We start from the raw sequence: 17,662 nt of genomic DNA on the forward strand, positions 1-17,662 counted from the left end.
CGCTGGAGTTCGGACTATCCGTCGCTGCGGCCGGGCAGGGCCTTTTCGAACGCCTCCCGCGCCGCCCTTCGCACACGCTCCAGACGGAGGCGCAGGGCCGGAAAATTCACCTCCCCCGCGGCCTCGGCCAGGCGGGTTCGGAAGGTTTCCGATTCGCCCTCGGGGTCGCCCTTGTCGTCGAAGGCGCAGGCCAGAAGCTGGGCCAGGGCCTGATGCAGGACCCAGGTCTCCTTCAGCGCCGGATCCTTCGCCAGCTGATCCAGGATCGAGACACTGAGCGCCTCGTCCCCCGCCGCCGCCTGCAGCTGTCGGAACTGACCCACGAACTCGGCGTCCACCAGACCGCCGGGAACCAGCTTCAGATCCCAGAACCCCCTGGCCGGCCGTTCCCGGTCCATCAGATCGCGCATGGCCCGCACGTCGCCGGCGGTGTCCACGCCGGGTCGCGGACGCCGCAAGGCCGCTTCGATCGCCGCCGTCACCTCCGCGCCGAAGGCCGGATCGCTGGCCCAGGCGACCCGAGCGCGGGTCAGGGCCATGAACTCCCATGTCGCGGCCTCGTCCGAGTAATAGGCCTGGAACCCCGACAAGGGCACCGATACCGGCCCCTTTGACCCGGAGGGCCTCAGCCGCATGTCGACCTCGTAGAGCCCGCCCTCGGCCGTGTGCGCCGACAGGGCCGAGATCAGCCGCTGGGTGAAGCGGACGTAGAAGACGTCCGGCGACCATCCCTTCGTCGCCGACACGGCGTCCGCCGGCGCGCCGTAGACGGTCATCAGGTCGAGGTCGGACCCCGCCGTCATCTCGCGGGAGCCCGCCTTGCCGAGGGCGATCACCGCCACCGCCCCCGGCATGGCGCCGCCCAGTCGTTCCGTCTCGGTGAGGGCCGCCGCCGACAGGGTGCGCATGACGGCGTCGGCCAGGTTGGTGAACCCCTTGCCCGCAGCTTGCGGCCCCACCCGTCCGCTGAGGGTCTGCATGCCGATGCGGAAGGCCTGTTCGCGGTGCAGGCGGCGAACCGCGTTCATCGCCCCCTCGAAGTCCCCGGAGCTTTGCGCCTCCTCCGCCATCTGGTCGAACAGGCCGGTGTTGACGCCGAGCTCGGTCTCGAACCGGGCGTCCAGCATGGAGTCCAGCGCCGCCGGATAGCGGCCCAGCGTCCGCGCCAGGCGCGGGGCGAAGGCCATGACTCCGACGATCCGCTCGAACAACTCCGGCTGGTTCAGGAACAGGGCCTGGACCTGCACCCCCGCCGAGAGCCCGGCGAAGAAGACCGAAAACCGTTTGAACGCCGCATCGGCCGCGCCCGTGCGGGCCAGGGCCGTCAGCAGCCGGGGCGCCAGCCGCGTGAACAGCTCGCGCCCCCGCACCGACCGCGTCGCCGGGATGCGGCCGTGGTGCCAGGAGCGGATGGTGTCGGCGACCGCGCCCGGGTCGGAGAAGCCCATCCTCTCAAGCGTCGCCAGGGTCTCGGGATCGTTGTCGACGCCGGTGAATACCAGACTGCCGAACGGAGAAGACAGTTCCTCCTCGCCCTCGAACAGGGCGCCGTAGCGCTGGTTGACCCCGATCAGGATGGCCTCGACCCCGGCGTCGAAGGCCGCCAGATCGTCCTGCCCCGCCAGCGCCGCCACGGCCGCGCGGCGTTCGGGATCGGCGGGCAGGATATGGGTCTGCTCGTCCTCCAGCATCTGCACCCGATGCTCGAGGCCGCGCAGTTCGACATAGGCCCCGGTCATTTCGGCGGCGACCTCGGCGGGCAGGTGTCCCTTCCCGACCAGGGCCGCCAGGGCGTCGACGGTGCGAGGACTACGCAGCGACGGGTCGCGACCGCCGAGGATCAGCTGCTGGGTCTGGGCGTAGAATTCGATCTCGCGGATGCCGCCGCGGCCCAGTTTCAGGTTCGCGCCCGCCGCCTCCATCGCCTCGCCCGTCTTGTGGACGTGGATCTGTCGCTTGATCGACTGGATGTCGAGCACGGCCTGGTAGTCGAGGCTGCGCCGCCAGACAAAGGGGACCATGTCCTTCAGGAACTCGGTCGCCGCGCCGAAATCGCCGCAGATGGCGCGGGCCTTGATGAAGGCGGCCCGCTCCCAGTTCTGGCCGACGCTCTCGTAGTAATCCAGCGCCATGGGCACTGCCACGACCGGCGGGGTCGACGACGGATCGGGACGCAGACGCAGGTCGACGCGGAAGACATAGCCGTCGGCGGTACGCTCGCTGAGCAGGCTCGCCACCCCCTGGGCCACCCGGTTCATCAGCCCCTGCGCCTCCGTTCCCTCGGCGAGGACGGGCGCCAGACGCTCGGGATCGAAGAACAGGCTGAGGTCGATGTCGGAGGAATAGTTGAGCTCGAAGGCGCCGTGCTTGCCCATGGCCAGGCCGAACAGGCCGGGGATCGGGCCGCGCGTGTCGTCGGCGGCGGTCAGCAGCTTGCCGCGCCGGCGCAGGTCCTCGGCCACGCCTGACAGCGCCGCGCGTGAGGCGACGTCGGCGAACCGGCTGAGCGCGCCGGTGACCTGATCCAGATCCCAGACCCCGCCGAGATCGGCCAGCGCCGTCAGCAGATGCAACTCCGCCTTCAACCGCCGCAGCGGCGAGCGCATGTCGTCCGCCCCGCCGGTCAGGGCGATGGTCCGGGCGGCGATATCCTCAAGCCGAACTTCGGGCGCGTCGGTCAGGATGGCGTGCAGCGTCTCCGGCCAGCGTCGGGCCAGACCGAACAAATAGGGTGAGGCGGCGAACACGGGAGCCAGGGCAGGCCAGACCACGTCCAGCGTCGCGCCCCAGCCGCCCTCCGCCGCGCTGCCGGACAGCCGCTCACGCGCGCGCCCGGCCGCCTCCGCATCGACCACCGGCCCACAGGCCGCCATCCGTTTGCCCAGGGGCGCCGAACTCATCCCTCGCTCGCGGGCGGCAGGACCAGGGCGACACGCAGGCCGGGTCCGGACTCGCCGTAGGCGCCGGGACCTTCGTCCAGCTGGATACGCCCCATGTGCGCCTCCATCACGGCCCCGACCAGGGAGAGACCCAGGCCAGACCCGGCCTCGGTACGGCTGTTGTCGAGGCGGACGAAACGTTCGATGACCCGGCCGCGATCCTCCTCGGGCACGCCCGGCCCCGTGTCGGTGACGGAGAACTCGATCTCTCCCGAGGACCGCCGGCGCGCGCGCAGCATGACCGCCCCGCCGACGGGCGTGTATTTGATGGCGTTGTCGATGACATTGGCCAGGGCCTGGGCCAGGAAGGGCCGGGCGCCCTCGATCATCAGGCCGCGCTCGATCTCGGCCGAGAAATCGAGCCCCTTGTCCTCGGCGGCCGGCTCATAGAGTTCCGCCATGTCGGCGGCCAGTTCGGCGGCGTCGAACACGGCGGCGTCCGGCACCCGTCCCGCAGCCGCCTGCAGCCGGGCGATCGCAAGGACCGTGTTGAAGGTCTTCAGCAGGGTGTCGGCCTCGTCCAGTGCGACCTGAAGCGCGTCCGCGCCATCAATCCGGCCGCTTTCGGCATCGATCAGGGCGACTTCCAGCTTGGCTCGCATCCGGGTCAGGGGCGAGCGCAGGTCGTGGGCGATGGCGTCGCCGGCGTGGCGGATCGAGGCCATGGAGGTCTCCAGCCGGTCCAGCATCCGGTTCAGCCCCGCGCCCAGTTCGTCGAGTTCATCGCCCGACCCGCGCACCGCCACCCGCGCCTTCAGGTCGCCGTCCTGCACCGCGCCGACGACCAGGTTCAGCCGACCCATGGACCGTTCCAGATTGCGGCTGATCATCAATCCACCACCCAGACCGAGCAACAGCACCATGCCCATGGCCATCCACAAGGCCTGGGTCAGCCGGCCCAGGTAGGCCTCGGTGTCGCCGAGCGATTCGCCGACGATCAGCCCTTCGCCGCCCGCCAGCCTGACCTGCACAGCGCGCACCTGGGGGCGGATGACCCGACCATCGGGATCGGTGTCAGTCAGGGTGAAGGTGGTCCATTCCTCGGCGCCCGGCGGGCTGTCGAAGGGGTTGATGCTCAGGCTCGAGGTGATGAAGGTCCCGTCGGTGTCCATCAGCCGATAGAGGTAGGCGCTGCGGGACAGGGTCCGGTCGATGACCGCCATGTTCAGCGCATCCAGGCCGCGGCTGTCATAGACGCCGGTCAGCGCCTGCAGTTCGCCCCGCACGTCGGCCTCGGCCTGGGCCTGGGCCTCCTGGGCCGAGGCGATGTAGACATAGGCCAGAATCGCGCTGGCCGCCGCCGCGAACAGGGCCAGAAACAGCAGCGTCAGCCGGAAGGGCGTGCGACGAAAGAGGGACGGCAGCTTCATTGAGGCCTCTTAAGCCTCCAGCCGATACCCCGCCCCGCGCACCGTCTGCAGCATCGGCTTGTCGAAGCCCTTGTCGATCTTGGAGCGCAGGCGGGAGATGTGGACGTCGATGACGTTGGTCTGGGGGTCGAAATGGTATTCCCACACCTTCTCCAGCAGCATCGTCCGGGTCACCGACTGGCCGGCGTGGCGCATCAGGAACTCCAGCAGCTGGAACTCGCGCGGCTGCAGGTCGATCTCGCTGGTCCCGCGATGCACGGTGCGGGCGATCAGGTTCATCTCCAGGTCGCCGACCTTGAGCACGGTCTGGACCCCGCCGGTCTCGCGACGGCGCGACAGGGCCTCGACCCGGGCGACCAGTTCGGCGAAGGCGTAGGGCTTGACCAGATAGTCGTCGCCGCCGGCCTTCAGGCCCGTGATCCGGTCCTCGACCTCGCCCATGGCGGACAGGAACAGGACCGGCGTCTGGTCGCCGTCCTTCCTCAGGGTCTCGACCATGCCGATGCCGTCGAGGCGGGGCATCATCCGGTCGACGACATAGACGTCGTAATCGCCCTTCTGCGCCTCCAGCAGCCCGTAGGCGCCGTCGATGGCGTGATTGGCGAGGTGTCCCGCCTCGGTCAGGCCGCGCACCATCGCCTGGGCCGCTTCGGCGTCGTCCTCGACCACAAGAATTTTCACGAGCCAGCCCCTCCGGAATCACAATCGCCGCCGACGGTAGTCCATCGGCGGCGACTTGGGGAGTTAAGGCTTGTTCAGGCTGCGGACTACTCCGCGGCGGACAGTTCCAGAACGAAGGGCCGGTTGCCCTGCGGGATGCGCATCAGCAGCAGGACGCCTTCGCGATTGGCGGCTCGCGCCTGCTCGATCACAGCGCGGAACTCCGTGACGGTCGAAATCGGCCGGCCGTTGGCCTGAAGGATCACGAAGCCGGGTTGCACCCCTGCGCGTCCGGCGCGCGATGTTTCGGTGGCGCTCGTGATCACCAAGCCCCGGACGCTGTCGGGAATCGAATAGCGCGACCGCAGCGCCTCGGTGAGCGGGGCCAGGGTCATGCCCTCGACGACCTCGCCCGTCGGCGCGACGGGCCGGCCCGGCGCGGCGTCCGGATCTTCTCCATTGCCGTTCTGCAGAGCGGAGATATCAGCTGGACGGGTGCCCGAGCGGACATTGATCGTCTGACGACGCTCCTCGCGGATGATCTCGAGACGCAGCGTGTCACCCGGACGCGCCTGACCGACCCGCCGCGTCAGTTCGGTCGAGCTTTTGATTGCCTCACCATTGATGGCCACGACGACGTCGCCTGCGCGCAGTCCAGCCTCTTCGGCCGGAGCGCCCGGCGTGACGCTATTGATGTAGGCGCCCTCCTGACCCTCGGACAGACCGAGCGCATCGCGATACTCGGGCAGCAGGTTGCCGATCTCCACGCCGAGATAGCCCCGCTGGATCGCCTGACCGCTCATCAGGCGATCCGTCACCGACTTGGCGATCGAGGCCGGGATGGCGAAGCCGATGCCGACCGAGCCGCCCGTCGGTGAGAAGATCGCCGAGTTCACGCCGATGACGCGGCCGTAGATGTCGAAGGTCGGGCCGCCCGAGTTGCCCCGGTTGATGGCGGCGTCGATCTGCAGATAGTCGGTGTAGGGCGTCGAGCTGTCGCCGATCTCGCGGGCGCGAGCCGACACGATCCCGGCCGTGGCGGTGCCGCCGAGGCCGAACGGATTGCCGACGGCGATGACCCAGTCGCCGACGCGCGGCTCGGCCGCCTCCTCGAAGCTGACGAACTTGAAGTCCGAACCCTCCACCTTGATGACAGCCAGATCGGTATCGGCGTCACGGCCGACCAGACGGCCAGGCAGCTCACGGCCGTCCGACAGTTTGACGGTGATCTTGGTGGCGTTGGCCACGACGTGGTTGTTGGTGACGATGAAGCCGTCGGCCGAGATGAAGAAGCCGGAGCCGGCGCCCTGGGCGGTGGGCGCTTCCTCCTCTTCGCCGGGCTCCTGGGTTTCAGGCGCCTGGAAGCCGAAGCCGGGCAGACCGGGAATGGGGATCAGGCCGCCGCGCGGGCGCTCGATCGGGGTCTCGACGTCGATCTGGACCACGGCGGGCGAGACCTGGTCGAAGATGTCGGCGAAGCTGAGCGGAGCGCCCTGGGGCGGGGCGAAGGCGAGGCCCGAGGCCCCGGCGGACGGAATCAGCCGCCCGCTCGCCTCGGCGGCGTTGGCGCCCGGCCAGTCGATCACGCCCCCGGCGGTCGCGGCGGCTGCGAAAACGAGGCCGACAGTGGCCCCCAGGATGAATTCCTTGCGCTTCATCATCGGTATGTTTTCGATCCTTCATTGGGTTCGGGAGAACCCGTTTCGCCTTGTGATATAGGGCTATGGCGACTTTCGCCAACCATTGCGCCCTGACCCTTGGTCCGCCTCAACGCCCGTCGTGAGGCGCGGATGCGTCAGGATCGGGGCGAACTGTTTCGCTTTGGAGAAGATCGGCCAGCCGACGCTCCTCGTCCGGCGAAAGCGGCGCGGTTTCGACGGCCTTGCGACGCGCGAAGACGAACAGGGCGACACCGCCGAGAGCCGCCAGCAGGGCCGGCCCGAACCACAGCAGCCAGGTCCCGGTCCGCACCGGCGGGGTGAACAGCACATAGTCGCCGTAGCGGCGCACCAGATCGTCCCTGACCGCCTGATCGGAGGCCCCCGAGGCGATCTCCTCGCGGACCAGCCGGCGCATGTCCCCGGCGATCCCGGCCGGGCTGTCGGCGATGGATTCGTGCTGGCAGACGACGCAGCGCACGACCTCGAAGATCGCCTGGGCACGGGCTTCCTGTCCGGGCGAGGCCAGGGGTTGATCCGGTGGGGCGGCGGGTTCCTGGGCGAGGGCGGGGGCAGACAGGACAAGCCATGCGAGGCCGATAGGGACCAACCCCCAAAATCCGCTCATCCCCGCAGAAAGACGTGAGCTCATTGAGCCGCCGCCTTCCGCTTCCCGCTCATCGCCAACCTCAGTCGCCGGTCGAACAGGGAAAACACCCCGCCCAGCGCCATCACGAACGGTCCCAGGAAGATCAGCCGCGCCCAGGGATTGTAGTAGACCCTCACGGTCCAGGCCTGCGCCGCCTCAGGCGTCGAGCGGCGCTCGCCCATGACCACATAGACGTCGTCCAGTCCCCGGAAATCGAGCCCGACCTCTGTCGTCGTCTGGCCGCCTGCCGGGAAGAAGCGGCGCTCGGCCGTAACCGTCTTCGGGACGGCGCGACCGTCGATCGACGCCACCGTCAGCGTCCCCCGTTCGGCCAGATAGTTGGGGCCTTCGACGATCTCGACCTTGTCCAGCCTCACCGTCCACGGTCCGGCATGGACCTCGCCGCCGATGGCCAGGGGGGCGGCGGCCTCGATCTTGAAACCGATCTCGACCACGGCGCCGAGCACGAACACGCCCAGACCCGCATGGGCCAGCGTCATGCCCCAGGCGCCGAGCGGGAGCCCCTTGGCCCGACGTCCGACCTCGGCCAGCGGGGCCCGGAACAGGCGGACGCGTTCGACGACCTCGGCCAGAGCTCCCAGGATCAGCCAGGCCCCGACCGCCATGCCTGCCGCAGCAACCGCCTTCTTCGGCTCGAACGCCAGCCAGCCCACGAAACCGCAGGCGATGGCGAGCGCCGCCGCGAGCGCCAGCCTCTGCATCGCCCCCTTAAGGTCGCCCCGCTTCCACGCCAGCAGCGGCCCGGCGGGCAGGATCAGGAAGGCCACCGCCATCAGCGGCGTGAAGGTCAGGGCGAAATAGGGCGGGCCGACCGAAATCGTCGCGCCGGTCGCCGCCTCCAGGATCAGCGGATAGAGGGTGCCCAGCAGCACCGTCACGGCCGCCACGGTCAGGAACAGGTTGTTGAGGACCAGCGCCCCCTCGCGGCTGACCGGGGCGAACAGGCCGCCGCCCTTCAGCTGCGGCGCGCGCCAGGCGAACAGGGCGAAGGCCGATCCCGCCGTGAAGCCGAGAATGGCCAGCAGCATCAGCCCCCGCTCCGGATCCACCGCGAAGGCGTGGACACTGGTCAGCACGCCGGATCGCACCAGGAAGGCGCCCAGCATGGACAAGGTGAAAGCCAGCAGCGCCAGAAACACCGTCCAGCCCGCCAGCGCCCCACGCCGTTCGGTCACCACCGCGCTATGCAGAAGCGCCGCGCCCGCCAGCCAGGGCATGAAGCTGGCGTTCTCGACCGGGTCCCAGAACCACCAGCCGCCCCAGCCGAGCTCGTAATAGGCCCAGAAGGCGCCCAGTGTGATCCCGGCCGTCAGGAAGACCCAGCTGGCCAGGGCCCAGGGCCGCACCCAGCGACCCCAGGCGGGCCAGAAGCCGGAAAAGGCCTTGCCCTCGATCAGGGCGGCGACGGCCAGGGAGAAGGTCACCGAGAAACCGACATAGCCCGCGTAGAGCAGGGGCGGATGGATGGCGAGCGCCGGGTCCTGCAGCAGAGGATTCAGCGACATGCCCTGGAACGGCGCCGGGTCGATCCGCTCGAACGGGTTGGAGGTGAAGACGGCGAAGGCCAGGAACAGGGCGCCCAGCCCACCCTGCACGCCCACGGCCGAGGCCTTGAGCCCGAACGGCAGGCCTCTGGCGCGCGTGAGCGCCGCCCCGAACCCGGTCATGACAAGACACCACAGGACCAGCGAACCCTCGTGGCTGCCCCAGGCGGCGGCCACCTTGTAGAGCATCGGCTTGTCGGTGTGGCTATTGTTGGCCACGTTCGCGACCGAGAAGTCCGATGTCGCGAAGGCGAAGATCAGTGCCGCGAACGCCAGCGCGTTCGCCAGAGCGGCAGCGACGGCCGCACCTTCCGCGCCCCCCGCCAGCAAAGGGCTGCGACGCAGACGCCCGGTCGCCGCCAGACCGGTCTGCAGCACGGACAGCATCAGGGCGAGGACCAGCGCGAAGGCGCCGAACTCAACGATCACAGGGCTTGGCTCTGTGCGGGCCGGGCGGTCGATGCGCCCTCGGGCCGCCATTCGCCCTTGGCCTTCAGCCGGTCGGCGACCTCGCGCGGCATATAGGTCTCGTCGTGTTTGGCCAGGACCGTGTCCGCGTGGAACACCCGGTCGGGACCGAACTTCCCTTGCGCCACGATCCCCTGCCCCTCGCGGAACAGGTCGGGCAGGTCGCCCTCATAGACGACCCGGCTGGTGGCGGCGTTGTCGGTGACGGAGAAGGCGACGGTGGCGCCGTGATGTTCGACACTGCCGGCCTCGACCAGTCCCCCCAGACGGATCATGCGGCCGGCGGGCGCGGCCTCCGCCGTCGCCTCAGACGGCGAGAAGAAATAAGTCACGCTGTCCTGCATGGCCCACAGCGACAGGCCGACGGCGAGCGCCAGCACGGGCGCGGCGGCGGCCACGACCCACAGGCGACGGCGCGCCTTCGGCGATTTGGGAAGCCAGCTCATGGGTGGACGACGGGTTCCGGGAACGGAGGGGTCGCGCCGTATAGCGCCACTCGGGTTCGGCTCCAACGGGTCATGCCGCCGCGGCCAGGCGGCTGACCAGATCGGTCCGGCGCGGATCGGCCGGATCGAGCACGGCGATCAACGGCGTCCAGAGCTCACGGGCCCGGGCCGAATCGCCCCGCGCAAGAGCCGCATCGCCGAGGAAATAGCGCGCGCCGAACTGGTCCGGATCGAGAGACAGCGCCCGAGAGAAGGCCGCCTCTGCGTCCACGCCGACGTCCCCGTCCGCCGCCCGCACAAGGCTTTCGCCCAGACGGGCCCAACTGGTCGCGTCATTCGGATCCAGCGCCACGACCCTGCGGAAGGCCGAGGCTGCGCCGATCGGATCGCCCGCCTCGAACCGGGCGGCGCCCAGCATCGTCAAGGCGGTGCGGTTGTCGGGCTCGCGCTTTACCGCACGGCTCAGGACGGCGGCGATCTGTTCCGCATCCAGCGTCTCGGGACTGGCGGCCCATTCGTCGATACGGCGCTCAAAGGCCTGATCCGGCAGGCCCGGAGCGCCGAAGACGAAGTACAGGCCCAGCGTCGCGGCGACCGCTCCGACCAGTCCTGCCAGCACGATCGTCCGGTCGCGTCCGCCGACGCGAGGCGCGGCGTCCGGCTGCCCGGTCGCCAGCAGACGACGTCCGGCCTCGGCACGAGCGGCGGCCCAGGCGTCCTCGTCCAGCAGCCCGCGCGACTTCAGGCGATCCAGTTCGGCCAGTTCGGCTGCGCCCGTGTCCACCACAGGCTGCTCACGGTCGGCGCCGCGCCTTGCGAGGCTCAGCACCAGCAATCCGGCCAGCGCCGTGGCAAGACCTGCCAGGGTCCAGAATACGATCATTCACCCCGATTAGCCGATCAGGCGGCCCGGGGCGAGCGCTCCTCGTCGAACGACGCTCGCGCGCCTGCGGCGCCGGCCCGGCGTCGCACGGTGCGGGCGGCGTCGGTCGCCTCGATCACGAGCAGGCATTTGGCCAGGGTCTCGACCATGGCCAGGGACTTGCGTTGATCGGGGGCCTCACCCGCGTTCACGGCCTCGATCACCAGATCGACCCAGGTGGTGACCCGCTCGGTCACCGACTGCACCAGCTGCGACCGCAACATTTCGCAGCCGAACACCTGGGCCGCGGTCCTCAGGGCGCTCAGCAGGGTCAGCTGCAGGACGGCGGCCTGGACCGCCTCCAGCGGCGCGGCCTCGGCGTCCAGATCGGGCGCCTGTTTCGTCATTCGGCCGGCGGTCTTGACCGCCTTCGACGGCATCAGCCTGTCCATCGTCTTGTCCAGCGACCGCAGGGTGCCGGACAGGCTCTTGTTGATCCGCTCGCGGGCCTCCCGCGCCTGCTTGCCCCAGGTCCCTTCGGGATCGAGCTGCAGGGTGATGTCGAGTTCGCCCAGGGTCTCGGCGCACCAGGCGATGTCGGCGCGCAGGCCGGGCCCGGGGTCGGCCTTGGCGCCCGGTTTGTGCGACGCGATGCGCGTCACCCGCGCCTCGACCTCGGCGATCAGTCGATTGACGAACCCGGCCATCTCCGATTCCGACAGGAAGCCTTCCTTGGCGGAGGCCTTCGACGAATGGACCACAAGCCGCAGGATCAGGGAGGCGTCGCCGAGATGGGCGAACATGATCTCCAGCATGCGCGGTCCGCCGTCGGCCGTGATCTCGGCGCAGTCGCGAATCAACAGTCGGAGTTCGGCCAGCTGGTCGCCGGTGGGCCGCAGGATCAGGTCGGGAAGATTGAGCAGACCACGCCGGGCCATGGCCGCCAGATCGAAACACAGGGCCAGTTCGTCCAGCCCCCTGGCGCGGGCCGTTTCGTCGCCGCCGTTCGGTGGCCAGACGAGGTCGGGCTGATCGCGCACCACCGCGGCGGCCGCGACGCAGATGCGGTCGGCGACCGCCCGCATCTTCGGATTCTCCTCGATCGGACGATAGTCGTCGAGCACCAGCAGAAGCTCCGGCTCCTTGCTCGACGCGGCCTTCCACAGACGGGGCAGCACGCCGGCAGGGAAGGTCAACGAGTCCACGCCGTCGGGACGACGCTGGAACATCGGCAACAGGGGGGCGAAGGCGATGGCGCGACGGCGGCGGTCGATCGTCTCGTCCGCCAGCATGATGCTGAGCGCGGCGGCGCGCTCTCCGGGCATCTGGGCGACCGCGCCCGACAGGGTCTTCAACACGCGGTCGGGCACACGCTCCAGCATCTGGGCGAGCACTGCACGCTGCGCGACCGATAGCTCGGCCATGCCACCTCCGTCGACCGCAGGGGTGCGGTCGGAATTAACAGTGAAGGCGCGAGGTTAAGAATCCGGAAGCGCTTCTCAGGCTTCGGCCGCCGGCAACTCCAGCACGGCCTTGAGCCCGCCCAGATCGCTGGCCGCCAGCGTCAAACGTCCGCCGTAGGCCCGGGTCAGGTCATCGACGATCGCCAGACCCAGCCCCGATCCCGGCGCATCCTCATCCAGACGCGCGCCGCGCTTCAGCATGCCCTCGCGCTGATCGGCCGGCACGCCCGGTCCGTCGTCCTCGACCACGGCGATCATCTGACCCAGACCGCTCGCTCCCGCCGAGACCCGCACCCGCCGCTTCGACCACTTGCAGGCGTTTTCCATAAGATTGCCGAGGATTTCCTGCAGGTCCTGACGCTCGCCGAGGAAGGCCAGTTCATCCGGCGCGCGCCAGTCGATCTCCACGTCCTTCGACTGGAACACCCGCTCCAGCATCACGGCCAGTTCATCGATCACCTCGCCCACCGGTGTCTTTTCGCCCAGTCCGTGGGCGGCGCGGGCGGCCGCGCGGGCGCGTCGCAGGTGGTGATCGACCTGACCCTTCATCACCTCGGACTGACGCCGGACGATATCGGCGAGCGGCCCGGCGTCGGTCCCCGCTTCGGTCAGCATCACGGACAGAGGCGTCTTCAGGGCGTGGGCCAGGTTGCCGACGTGGGTGCGCTGGCGCTCGACGACTTCCTGATTGTGGTCCAGCAGGCGGTTGACCTGTTCGGCCAGGGGCTGGATCTCGGTCGGATAGTCCTTCTCGATCCGGGCGGCCTTGCCCTTGCGCACATTGGCGATCTCGACGCGCAGGTCGAACAGGGGCCGCAGTCCGACCTGGACCTGCAGGAAGACGGCGATGACCAGGCCGATCCCCAGGATCAGCAGCGCCGTCCAGGTGAAGGTGGCGAACTGTCGGGTATCAACATCGATCTCGGACCGGTCGAGACCCGCCATGAAAACGAACGGCCGTCCGTTCAGCGACTTCATGCTGGACGCGATCTGCAATGGCTGGGTCCCGTCCGCCAGGATGCCGGGATCGTTGTAGCTGAGGGTCGCCCCCATCGCCGCCCTCAGCCGCTCGGGCAATTCCGGATCGACGTACAGGCTCTCACCCGCCAGCGACGGAGACTTCGCCAGCACGACGAAGCCGCCCTCGGCGTCCACCTCTCCGACCATCCAATATTTTCCGGACAGGCCGCGCAGGGTCGGGGCGTCCTTGATCTCGGCGACTCTCAGGCCGTCGGGCGTCATGACGCTGGCGATCACCACGTCGTCGATCACGGCGCTCAGCTGATTGTCCAGCCGGCGAAGGGCGCTCTCGCGATACTGGCTGGTCAGCATCCAGCCGGTCAACATCAGGGCGACGACGATCCAGGCCGAGGCGAGCCAGATCAGACGGCGCGTCAGGCTGCGGCCCGGCCGGCCGAACCAGCGCCCCCAGGACGGTTTCGTCACAGGTTGAAGCGCCGGGGCGTCGTCGCTCACGCGGCTTCGGACTCGCCGGCCAGAGGCGTCAGACGATAGCCGAGCCCGCGCACGGTCTCGATCCGGTCGGAGCCGACCTTCTTGCGCAGCCGGCCGATGAAGACCTCGATGGTGTTGGAATCGCGGTCGAAGTCCTGATCATACAGGTGTTCGACCAGCTCGGTGCGGCTGATGACCCGGCCCTGGTGCATCATCATGTAGTGGAGCAGCCGGTATTCCAGCGACGTCAGCCGCAGGGGCTCGCCGCTGACCGTCGCCCGCGCCGCGCGCGGATCCAGCCTCAGGCCGCCGCAGGCCAGGGTCGCCGAGGCGATGCCCGCCGAACGCCGCAACAGGGCCCGCAGACGCGCCAGCAGTTCCTCGGTGTGGAAGGGCTTGGTCAGATAGTCGTCGGCCCCGGCGTCGAAGCCCGAGACCTTGTCCGACCAGGCGCCTCGCGCCGTCAGGATCAGGACCGGCGTCGCCTTGCCGTCGCGCCGCCAGCGTTCCAGCACCGACACGCCGTCGATCTTGGGCAGGCCGAGGTCCAGAACGACCACGTCATAGGGTTCGGTGTCGCCCAGGAAATGGGCTTCCTCGCCGTCGGCGGCGTGGTCGACGGCATAGCCGGCGTCGCCCAGGGCCTGTTTCAGCTGGCGCGACAGGTCCGCATCGTCTTCGACCAGGAGAACTCGCATCGTGTGGTCCTTCGTATCCGTCAGCCGCGCGAGTCGACGGAGATGTCGATGATCTGACCGTCGCGCTCGAAGCGGAAGACATAGCTGTTGCCACGCAGCCCCAGCGACCCGACGAAACGGGCGCCGCGGGCACGGGACTGGGCGATACCCTGCGCCTCCGCCTCCGAGATGCGGCGCGGCTCGCGCTGGAACTCCTGACCGTTTCTGTCGCCGCCGCGATCGCGATCGCCGCGATTGCCGCGGTCCTGCGCGTTCGCGGCGCTCAGCGGCGCTGCGGCGATCAGGGCGGACAGGAGAATGGCGGTCAGGCGGGTCATGAGGCGTCTTATGAGGCCGGCGCTCTGAACGGCGGCTGAACGCGCAGCTTAGGGACGTTTAACCTCGGGGGAAACGGGCCTCTCGTCCCGAATGAATGGAACCTGACCCTGACCGTTCAGGATCGGCTCAGCGGCGATCAGCTTTCATCAGGTCAACGCAGCCAGTCCGGTTGCAGAGATCAAAAGTGGAGTGATCCGATGATGAAGACGATGCTCGTTCCCGCCCTCGTTCTGGCGACGGTCTCCGCCGCCGCCCTCCCGGCCGCCGCCCAGAACTACAACCGCCCCGGCCAACACCAGAACGACAATCGCGGCGCCTACGGCGGCTGGCAGTCGATCAATGTGCGCCAGGCCAATCTTGACCGACGGATCGACCAAGGCGTCCGCAATGGTCAGCTGAGCCGCCGCGAGGCGATGCGCCTCCGCTCGGAGTTCACCGCCCTGCTGCGACTGGAAGCCGGCTACCGCCGGGGCGGACTCACGGCCTGGGAGCGCACGGATCTCGATCGTCGTTTCGACCGTCTCTCGGCCTCGATCCGAGAGGAACGCCGCGACCGCGACAACCGTCGCCGCTAGGCGCCGTCAGCTTCGGGCGGCTGTGCCGAAGACACGGTCGCCCGCGAGGCGGGGGGGCGTGGTCCGTAAGGGCCACGCCCCCTTTCCGTATGCGGATCAGAACCGCAGCACCGATCCCATGACGGTCACCGCATGCCCCCGGATCAGCACCCGGTCACCGGCCAGCTCGGTCTCGAACCGCGCGCCCCGGCCGGGATAGGCCTGTTCAAAGGTGACGTTGCTCCGGTCCAGCTTCATCGCGAACAGGGGCGCCAGCCCACACCGCGCCGAGCCGGTCGCCGGATCCTCGTCGATCCCGCAGCCCGGCCCGAAGAAGCGGTCCACGACATCGACGCCCCCTCCTCCGTCATCCTTGTCCGAAAGGGCTGCGGCGATCACCTGCCCCCTCTCCATCGCGCCGTCCCCGAACGCCATCAGCGCCGGGATGTCCGGGGTCAGGCCGCGCACGGTCGCCGCATCCGCCATCACGGCGATCAGATACCGACTGGCCCAGACCTCGACCGGTTCGGCGCCCAGCGCCGCCGCCAGCCCCTTCGGCGTCTCGACGCGTGTCAGGGGGTCGGCGGGAAAGTTCATCTCGTAACCCTCGCCGAACCGGTCGACGGTCAGCGGACCCGACGCGGTGCCGAAGGTCAGCCGGCGCGCCTCCACGCCCAGTTCGCGCCACAGCACATGGGCCGCCGCCAGGGTGGCGTGACCACAGAGGGAGACCTCCGTCGACGGCGTGAACCAGCGCAGGTCGAACCGTGCCAGATCGTTGGTTGCCCGCAGGAAAGCGGTCTCCGAGTGATTGTTCTCCGCCGCCAGCGCCTGCATCCACCCGGCGTCCGGCCAGGCGGCCAGCGGCTGAACCACCGCGGCGGGATTGCCCATGAACGGGCGTTCGGCGAAGGCGTCGACGGTCCACTGGCGCATCAGCCGATCTCCGGTTCGATCACGGTCAGCTCCGGCCAGCGTTCGCGGGCGCTGGCGACGACCTTGTCCCAGCCCGTGGCCAGAGGCCGGTTCGGATTGGGCCGGATGACCCTGTCGAACACGTCCTGAAGCCCGAAGGGCGCGGCGATGCTGATCGTGTCGTCATCCTCCAGCCGCACCCCGATCGCGAAGGCCGGCGCCACGAACCGCGCCAGGGCCGCGTCGGTGTCCGGCAGCGGTTCGTAGTCCTCCCCGAACCGGTCGCGGAACCACAGGTGGACCCGCGCCTGGTTGCGCACCTCGACATCGTTGCGGAACGGCTCGTCGAAGGCGGCGGCGACCCGTTTGATGACGACGTCCTCGGCACCCCACGACGTGTCCGGATCGAAATAGCCGAGGTCGAAATCCTTGCGGCCGTAGCCGACCGGCCGGCCGGACACCGCATTCCAGACCGACTGATAGACCGCGCCGGAAAACACCCGCCAGTCCGGCAGGCCCAAGCCACGCACCATGGTCAGCACGTGCATCAGGTCGGCGTCCGCCCGGACGATCTCGACCAGCCGAGCCTCCAGGTCGCTCATCGTGCGTCCCTCAGCGGCCAGCCGTGATCCAGCGGGCCGTGGCCGTGACCCAGGCCCGGCGCCCGTCGGATCGCCTCGGAGACATAGGCCCAGGCCTCCGCCACCGCGACCTCCAGCGACCGGCCCTGAGCCAGGCCCGCCGCGATCGCGCTGGCAAGGGTGCAGCCGGTGCCGTGCGTCGAGGTCGTTTCGATGCGCGGCCCCTCCAGCAGGGTTTCGCCCGACGCGGTAACCAGAAGGTCGATCACCGTCTCGCCCGGCACATGACCGCCCTTCATCAGCACCGCCTTCGCGCCAAGTTCGAGCAGGGCCGCCCCCGCCCGGCGCTGGCCGTCCAGATCCGCCACGACGATCCCGGTCAGGGCCTCGGCTTCCGGCGCATTGGGCGTCAGCAGGGCCGCGCGGGGGATCATCAGGCTCCGCACCGCCGACACCGCGTCGTCGTCCAGCAACGCGGCCCCGCCCTTGGCCACCATGACCGGATCGACCACGGCCGGGGCGTTCGACGTATCGAGAATGGCCGCCACCCGTTCCACCACCGCGACCGACCCCAGCATGCCGGTCTTGATCGCATCGGCGCCGATATCGTCCAGCACAGCCCGCGCCTGGGCCTCGATGAGATCGAGCGGCAAGGGATGCACGCCGTGGACGCCGAGTGTGTTCTGCACCGTGATCGCGGTGATGGCCGTGGCGGCGTAGCCGCCCATGGCCGTGACCGCCTTGATATCCGCCTGCACCCCCGCCCCGCCGCCCGAATCCGAGCCGGCGATGATCAGGACGCGTCCGCGGAAAGGGGGTTGGTCAGGCATCTCTCTCCCATGCGGCAGAGCGGCCGAACGGACAAGTCAGATGCGGCCGGACGCCTTCTTCACCGCCGCCTGAACCGCCAGCGCCTGCACCGTCTCGCGGACGTCGTGGACGCGGATGATGGACGCCCCGGCCCGGGCCGCCTCCAGCGCCAGGGCCAGCGAGCCGCCGAGCCGGTCGGCCGGATCGGTCGCCGCCGGGTCGACTGACTGGATCACCCGCTTGCGGCTGGC

General features: G+C 69.5%; 16 protein-coding genes and 1 pseudogene. 1 reads left to right on the forward strand and 16 read right to left on the reverse strand.

Features of this window, described 5'->3' with window-relative positions; all coding sequences use genetic code 11:
* Window positions 1–14: 14 nt before the first annotated feature.
* The 12 genes from RMO01_RS15390 to RMO01_RS15445 form a co-directional block, all read right to left on the reverse strand.
* Window positions 15–2,900, reverse strand: a complete 2,886-nt coding sequence (locus RMO01_RS15390; RefSeq protein ID WP_309629943.1) for a bifunctional [glutamine synthetase] adenylyltransferase/[glutamine synthetase]-adenylyl-L-tyrosine phosphorylase — start codon at window positions 2,898–2,900, stop codon at window positions 15–17.
* A complete protein-coding gene (locus tag RMO01_RS15395; protein ID WP_309629944.1) occupies window positions 2,897–4,309 on the reverse strand; it encodes a HAMP domain-containing sensor histidine kinase in 1,413 nt (470 codons plus the stop codon). Before RMO01_RS15395 ends, RMO01_RS15390 begins: the two co-directional genes overlap by 4 nt.
* 9 nt (window positions 4,310–4,318) lie before the next feature.
* A complete protein-coding gene (locus tag RMO01_RS15400) occupies window positions 4,319–4,990 on the reverse strand; it encodes a response regulator transcription factor (protein WP_309629945.1) in 672 nt (223 codons plus the stop codon).
* Window positions 4,991–5,076: 86 nt separating this feature from the next.
* Complete coding sequence (locus tag RMO01_RS15405) at window positions 5,077–6,627, reverse strand: Do family serine endopeptidase (RefSeq protein WP_309629946.1); 1,551 nt, start codon at window positions 6,625–6,627, stop codon at window positions 5,077–5,079.
* A 109-nt stretch (window positions 6,628–6,736) separates the two neighbouring features.
* A complete protein-coding gene (locus tag RMO01_RS15410) occupies window positions 6,737–7,279 on the reverse strand; it encodes a cytochrome c-type biogenesis protein (RefSeq protein ID WP_309629947.1) in 543 nt (180 codons plus the stop codon).
* On the reverse strand, window positions 7,276–9,270 hold the full coding sequence (locus tag RMO01_RS15415; protein ID WP_309629948.1) for a heme lyase CcmF/NrfE family subunit: 1,995 nt from the start codon (window positions 9,268–9,270) through the stop codon (window positions 7,276–7,278). The genes RMO01_RS15410 and RMO01_RS15415 overlap by 4 nt, the downstream gene beginning before the upstream one ends.
* Window positions 9,267–9,755 carry a cytochrome c maturation protein CcmE gene (gene ccmE / locus RMO01_RS15420; RefSeq protein ID WP_309629949.1) on the reverse strand — a complete coding sequence of 163 codons (489 nt, stop codon included), beginning with the start codon at window positions 9,753–9,755 and terminating at the stop codon, window positions 9,267–9,269. The genes RMO01_RS15415 and ccmE overlap by 4 nt, the downstream gene beginning before the upstream one ends.
* Window positions 9,756–9,825: 70 nt before the next feature.
* Complete coding sequence (ccmI, locus tag RMO01_RS15425) at window positions 9,826–10,638, reverse strand: c-type cytochrome biogenesis protein CcmI (protein ID WP_309629950.1); 813 nt, start codon at window positions 10,636–10,638, stop codon at window positions 9,826–9,828.
* Between the two features lie 17 nt (window positions 10,639–10,655).
* Window positions 10,656–12,041, reverse strand: coding sequence for a hypothetical protein (locus tag RMO01_RS15430; RefSeq protein ID WP_309629951.1), 1,386 nt, complete (start codon window positions 12,039–12,041; stop codon window positions 10,656–10,658).
* A 75-nt stretch (window positions 12,042–12,116) separates the two neighbouring features.
* The gene (locus RMO01_RS15435) at window positions 12,117–13,556 is read right to left on the reverse strand and encodes a sensor histidine kinase (protein ID WP_309629952.1); all 1,440 of its coding nucleotides are present in this window, start codon (window positions 13,554–13,556) and stop codon (window positions 12,117–12,119) included.
* Complete coding sequence (locus RMO01_RS15440) at window positions 13,553–14,233, reverse strand: response regulator transcription factor (RefSeq protein ID WP_298162617.1); 681 nt, start codon at window positions 14,231–14,233, stop codon at window positions 13,553–13,555. Before RMO01_RS15440 ends, RMO01_RS15435 begins: the two co-directional genes overlap by 4 nt.
* Before the next feature lie 20 nt (window positions 14,234–14,253).
* The gene (locus tag RMO01_RS15445; RefSeq protein WP_309629953.1) at window positions 14,254–14,550 is read right to left on the reverse strand and encodes a hypothetical protein; all 297 of its coding nucleotides are present in this window, start codon (window positions 14,548–14,550) and stop codon (window positions 14,254–14,256) included.
* Window positions 14,551–14,748: 198 nt separating this feature from the next.
* On the opposite strand from RMO01_RS15445, the gene RMO01_RS15450 reads away from it, so the two are divergent.
* Complete coding sequence (locus RMO01_RS15450) at window positions 14,749–15,126, forward strand: hypothetical protein (RefSeq protein WP_409013091.1); 378 nt, start codon at window positions 14,749–14,751, stop codon at window positions 15,124–15,126.
* Between the two features lie 96 nt (window positions 15,127–15,222).
* On the opposite strand, the gene RMO01_RS15455 is transcribed toward RMO01_RS15450, so the two are convergent.
* The 4 genes and pseudogenes from RMO01_RS15455 to RMO01_RS15470 form a co-directional block, all read right to left on the reverse strand.
* On the reverse strand, window positions 15,223–16,041 hold the full coding sequence (locus RMO01_RS15455; protein ID WP_309629954.1) for a PhzF family phenazine biosynthesis protein: 819 nt from the start codon (window positions 16,039–16,041) through the stop codon (window positions 15,223–15,225).
* A complete protein-coding gene (locus RMO01_RS15460) occupies window positions 16,041–16,622 on the reverse strand; it encodes a nucleotidyltransferase family protein (protein WP_309629955.1) in 582 nt (193 codons plus the stop codon). Before RMO01_RS15460 ends, RMO01_RS15455 begins: the two co-directional genes overlap by 1 nt.
* Window positions 16,619–17,431, reverse strand: a complete 813-nt coding sequence (gene thiD / locus RMO01_RS15465; RefSeq protein ID WP_309629956.1) for a bifunctional hydroxymethylpyrimidine kinase/phosphomethylpyrimidine kinase — start codon at window positions 17,429–17,431, stop codon at window positions 16,619–16,621. Before thiD ends, RMO01_RS15460 begins: the two co-directional genes overlap by 4 nt.
* Window positions 17,432–17,467: 36 nt before the next feature.
* Window positions 17,468–17,662, reverse strand: a pseudogene (locus RMO01_RS15470) (dihydropteroate synthase); the annotation flags it as partial.

The organism is Brevundimonas sp., assembly GCF_031412435.1.
Lineage (GTDB): Bacteria > Pseudomonadota > Alphaproteobacteria > Caulobacterales > Caulobacteraceae > Brevundimonas.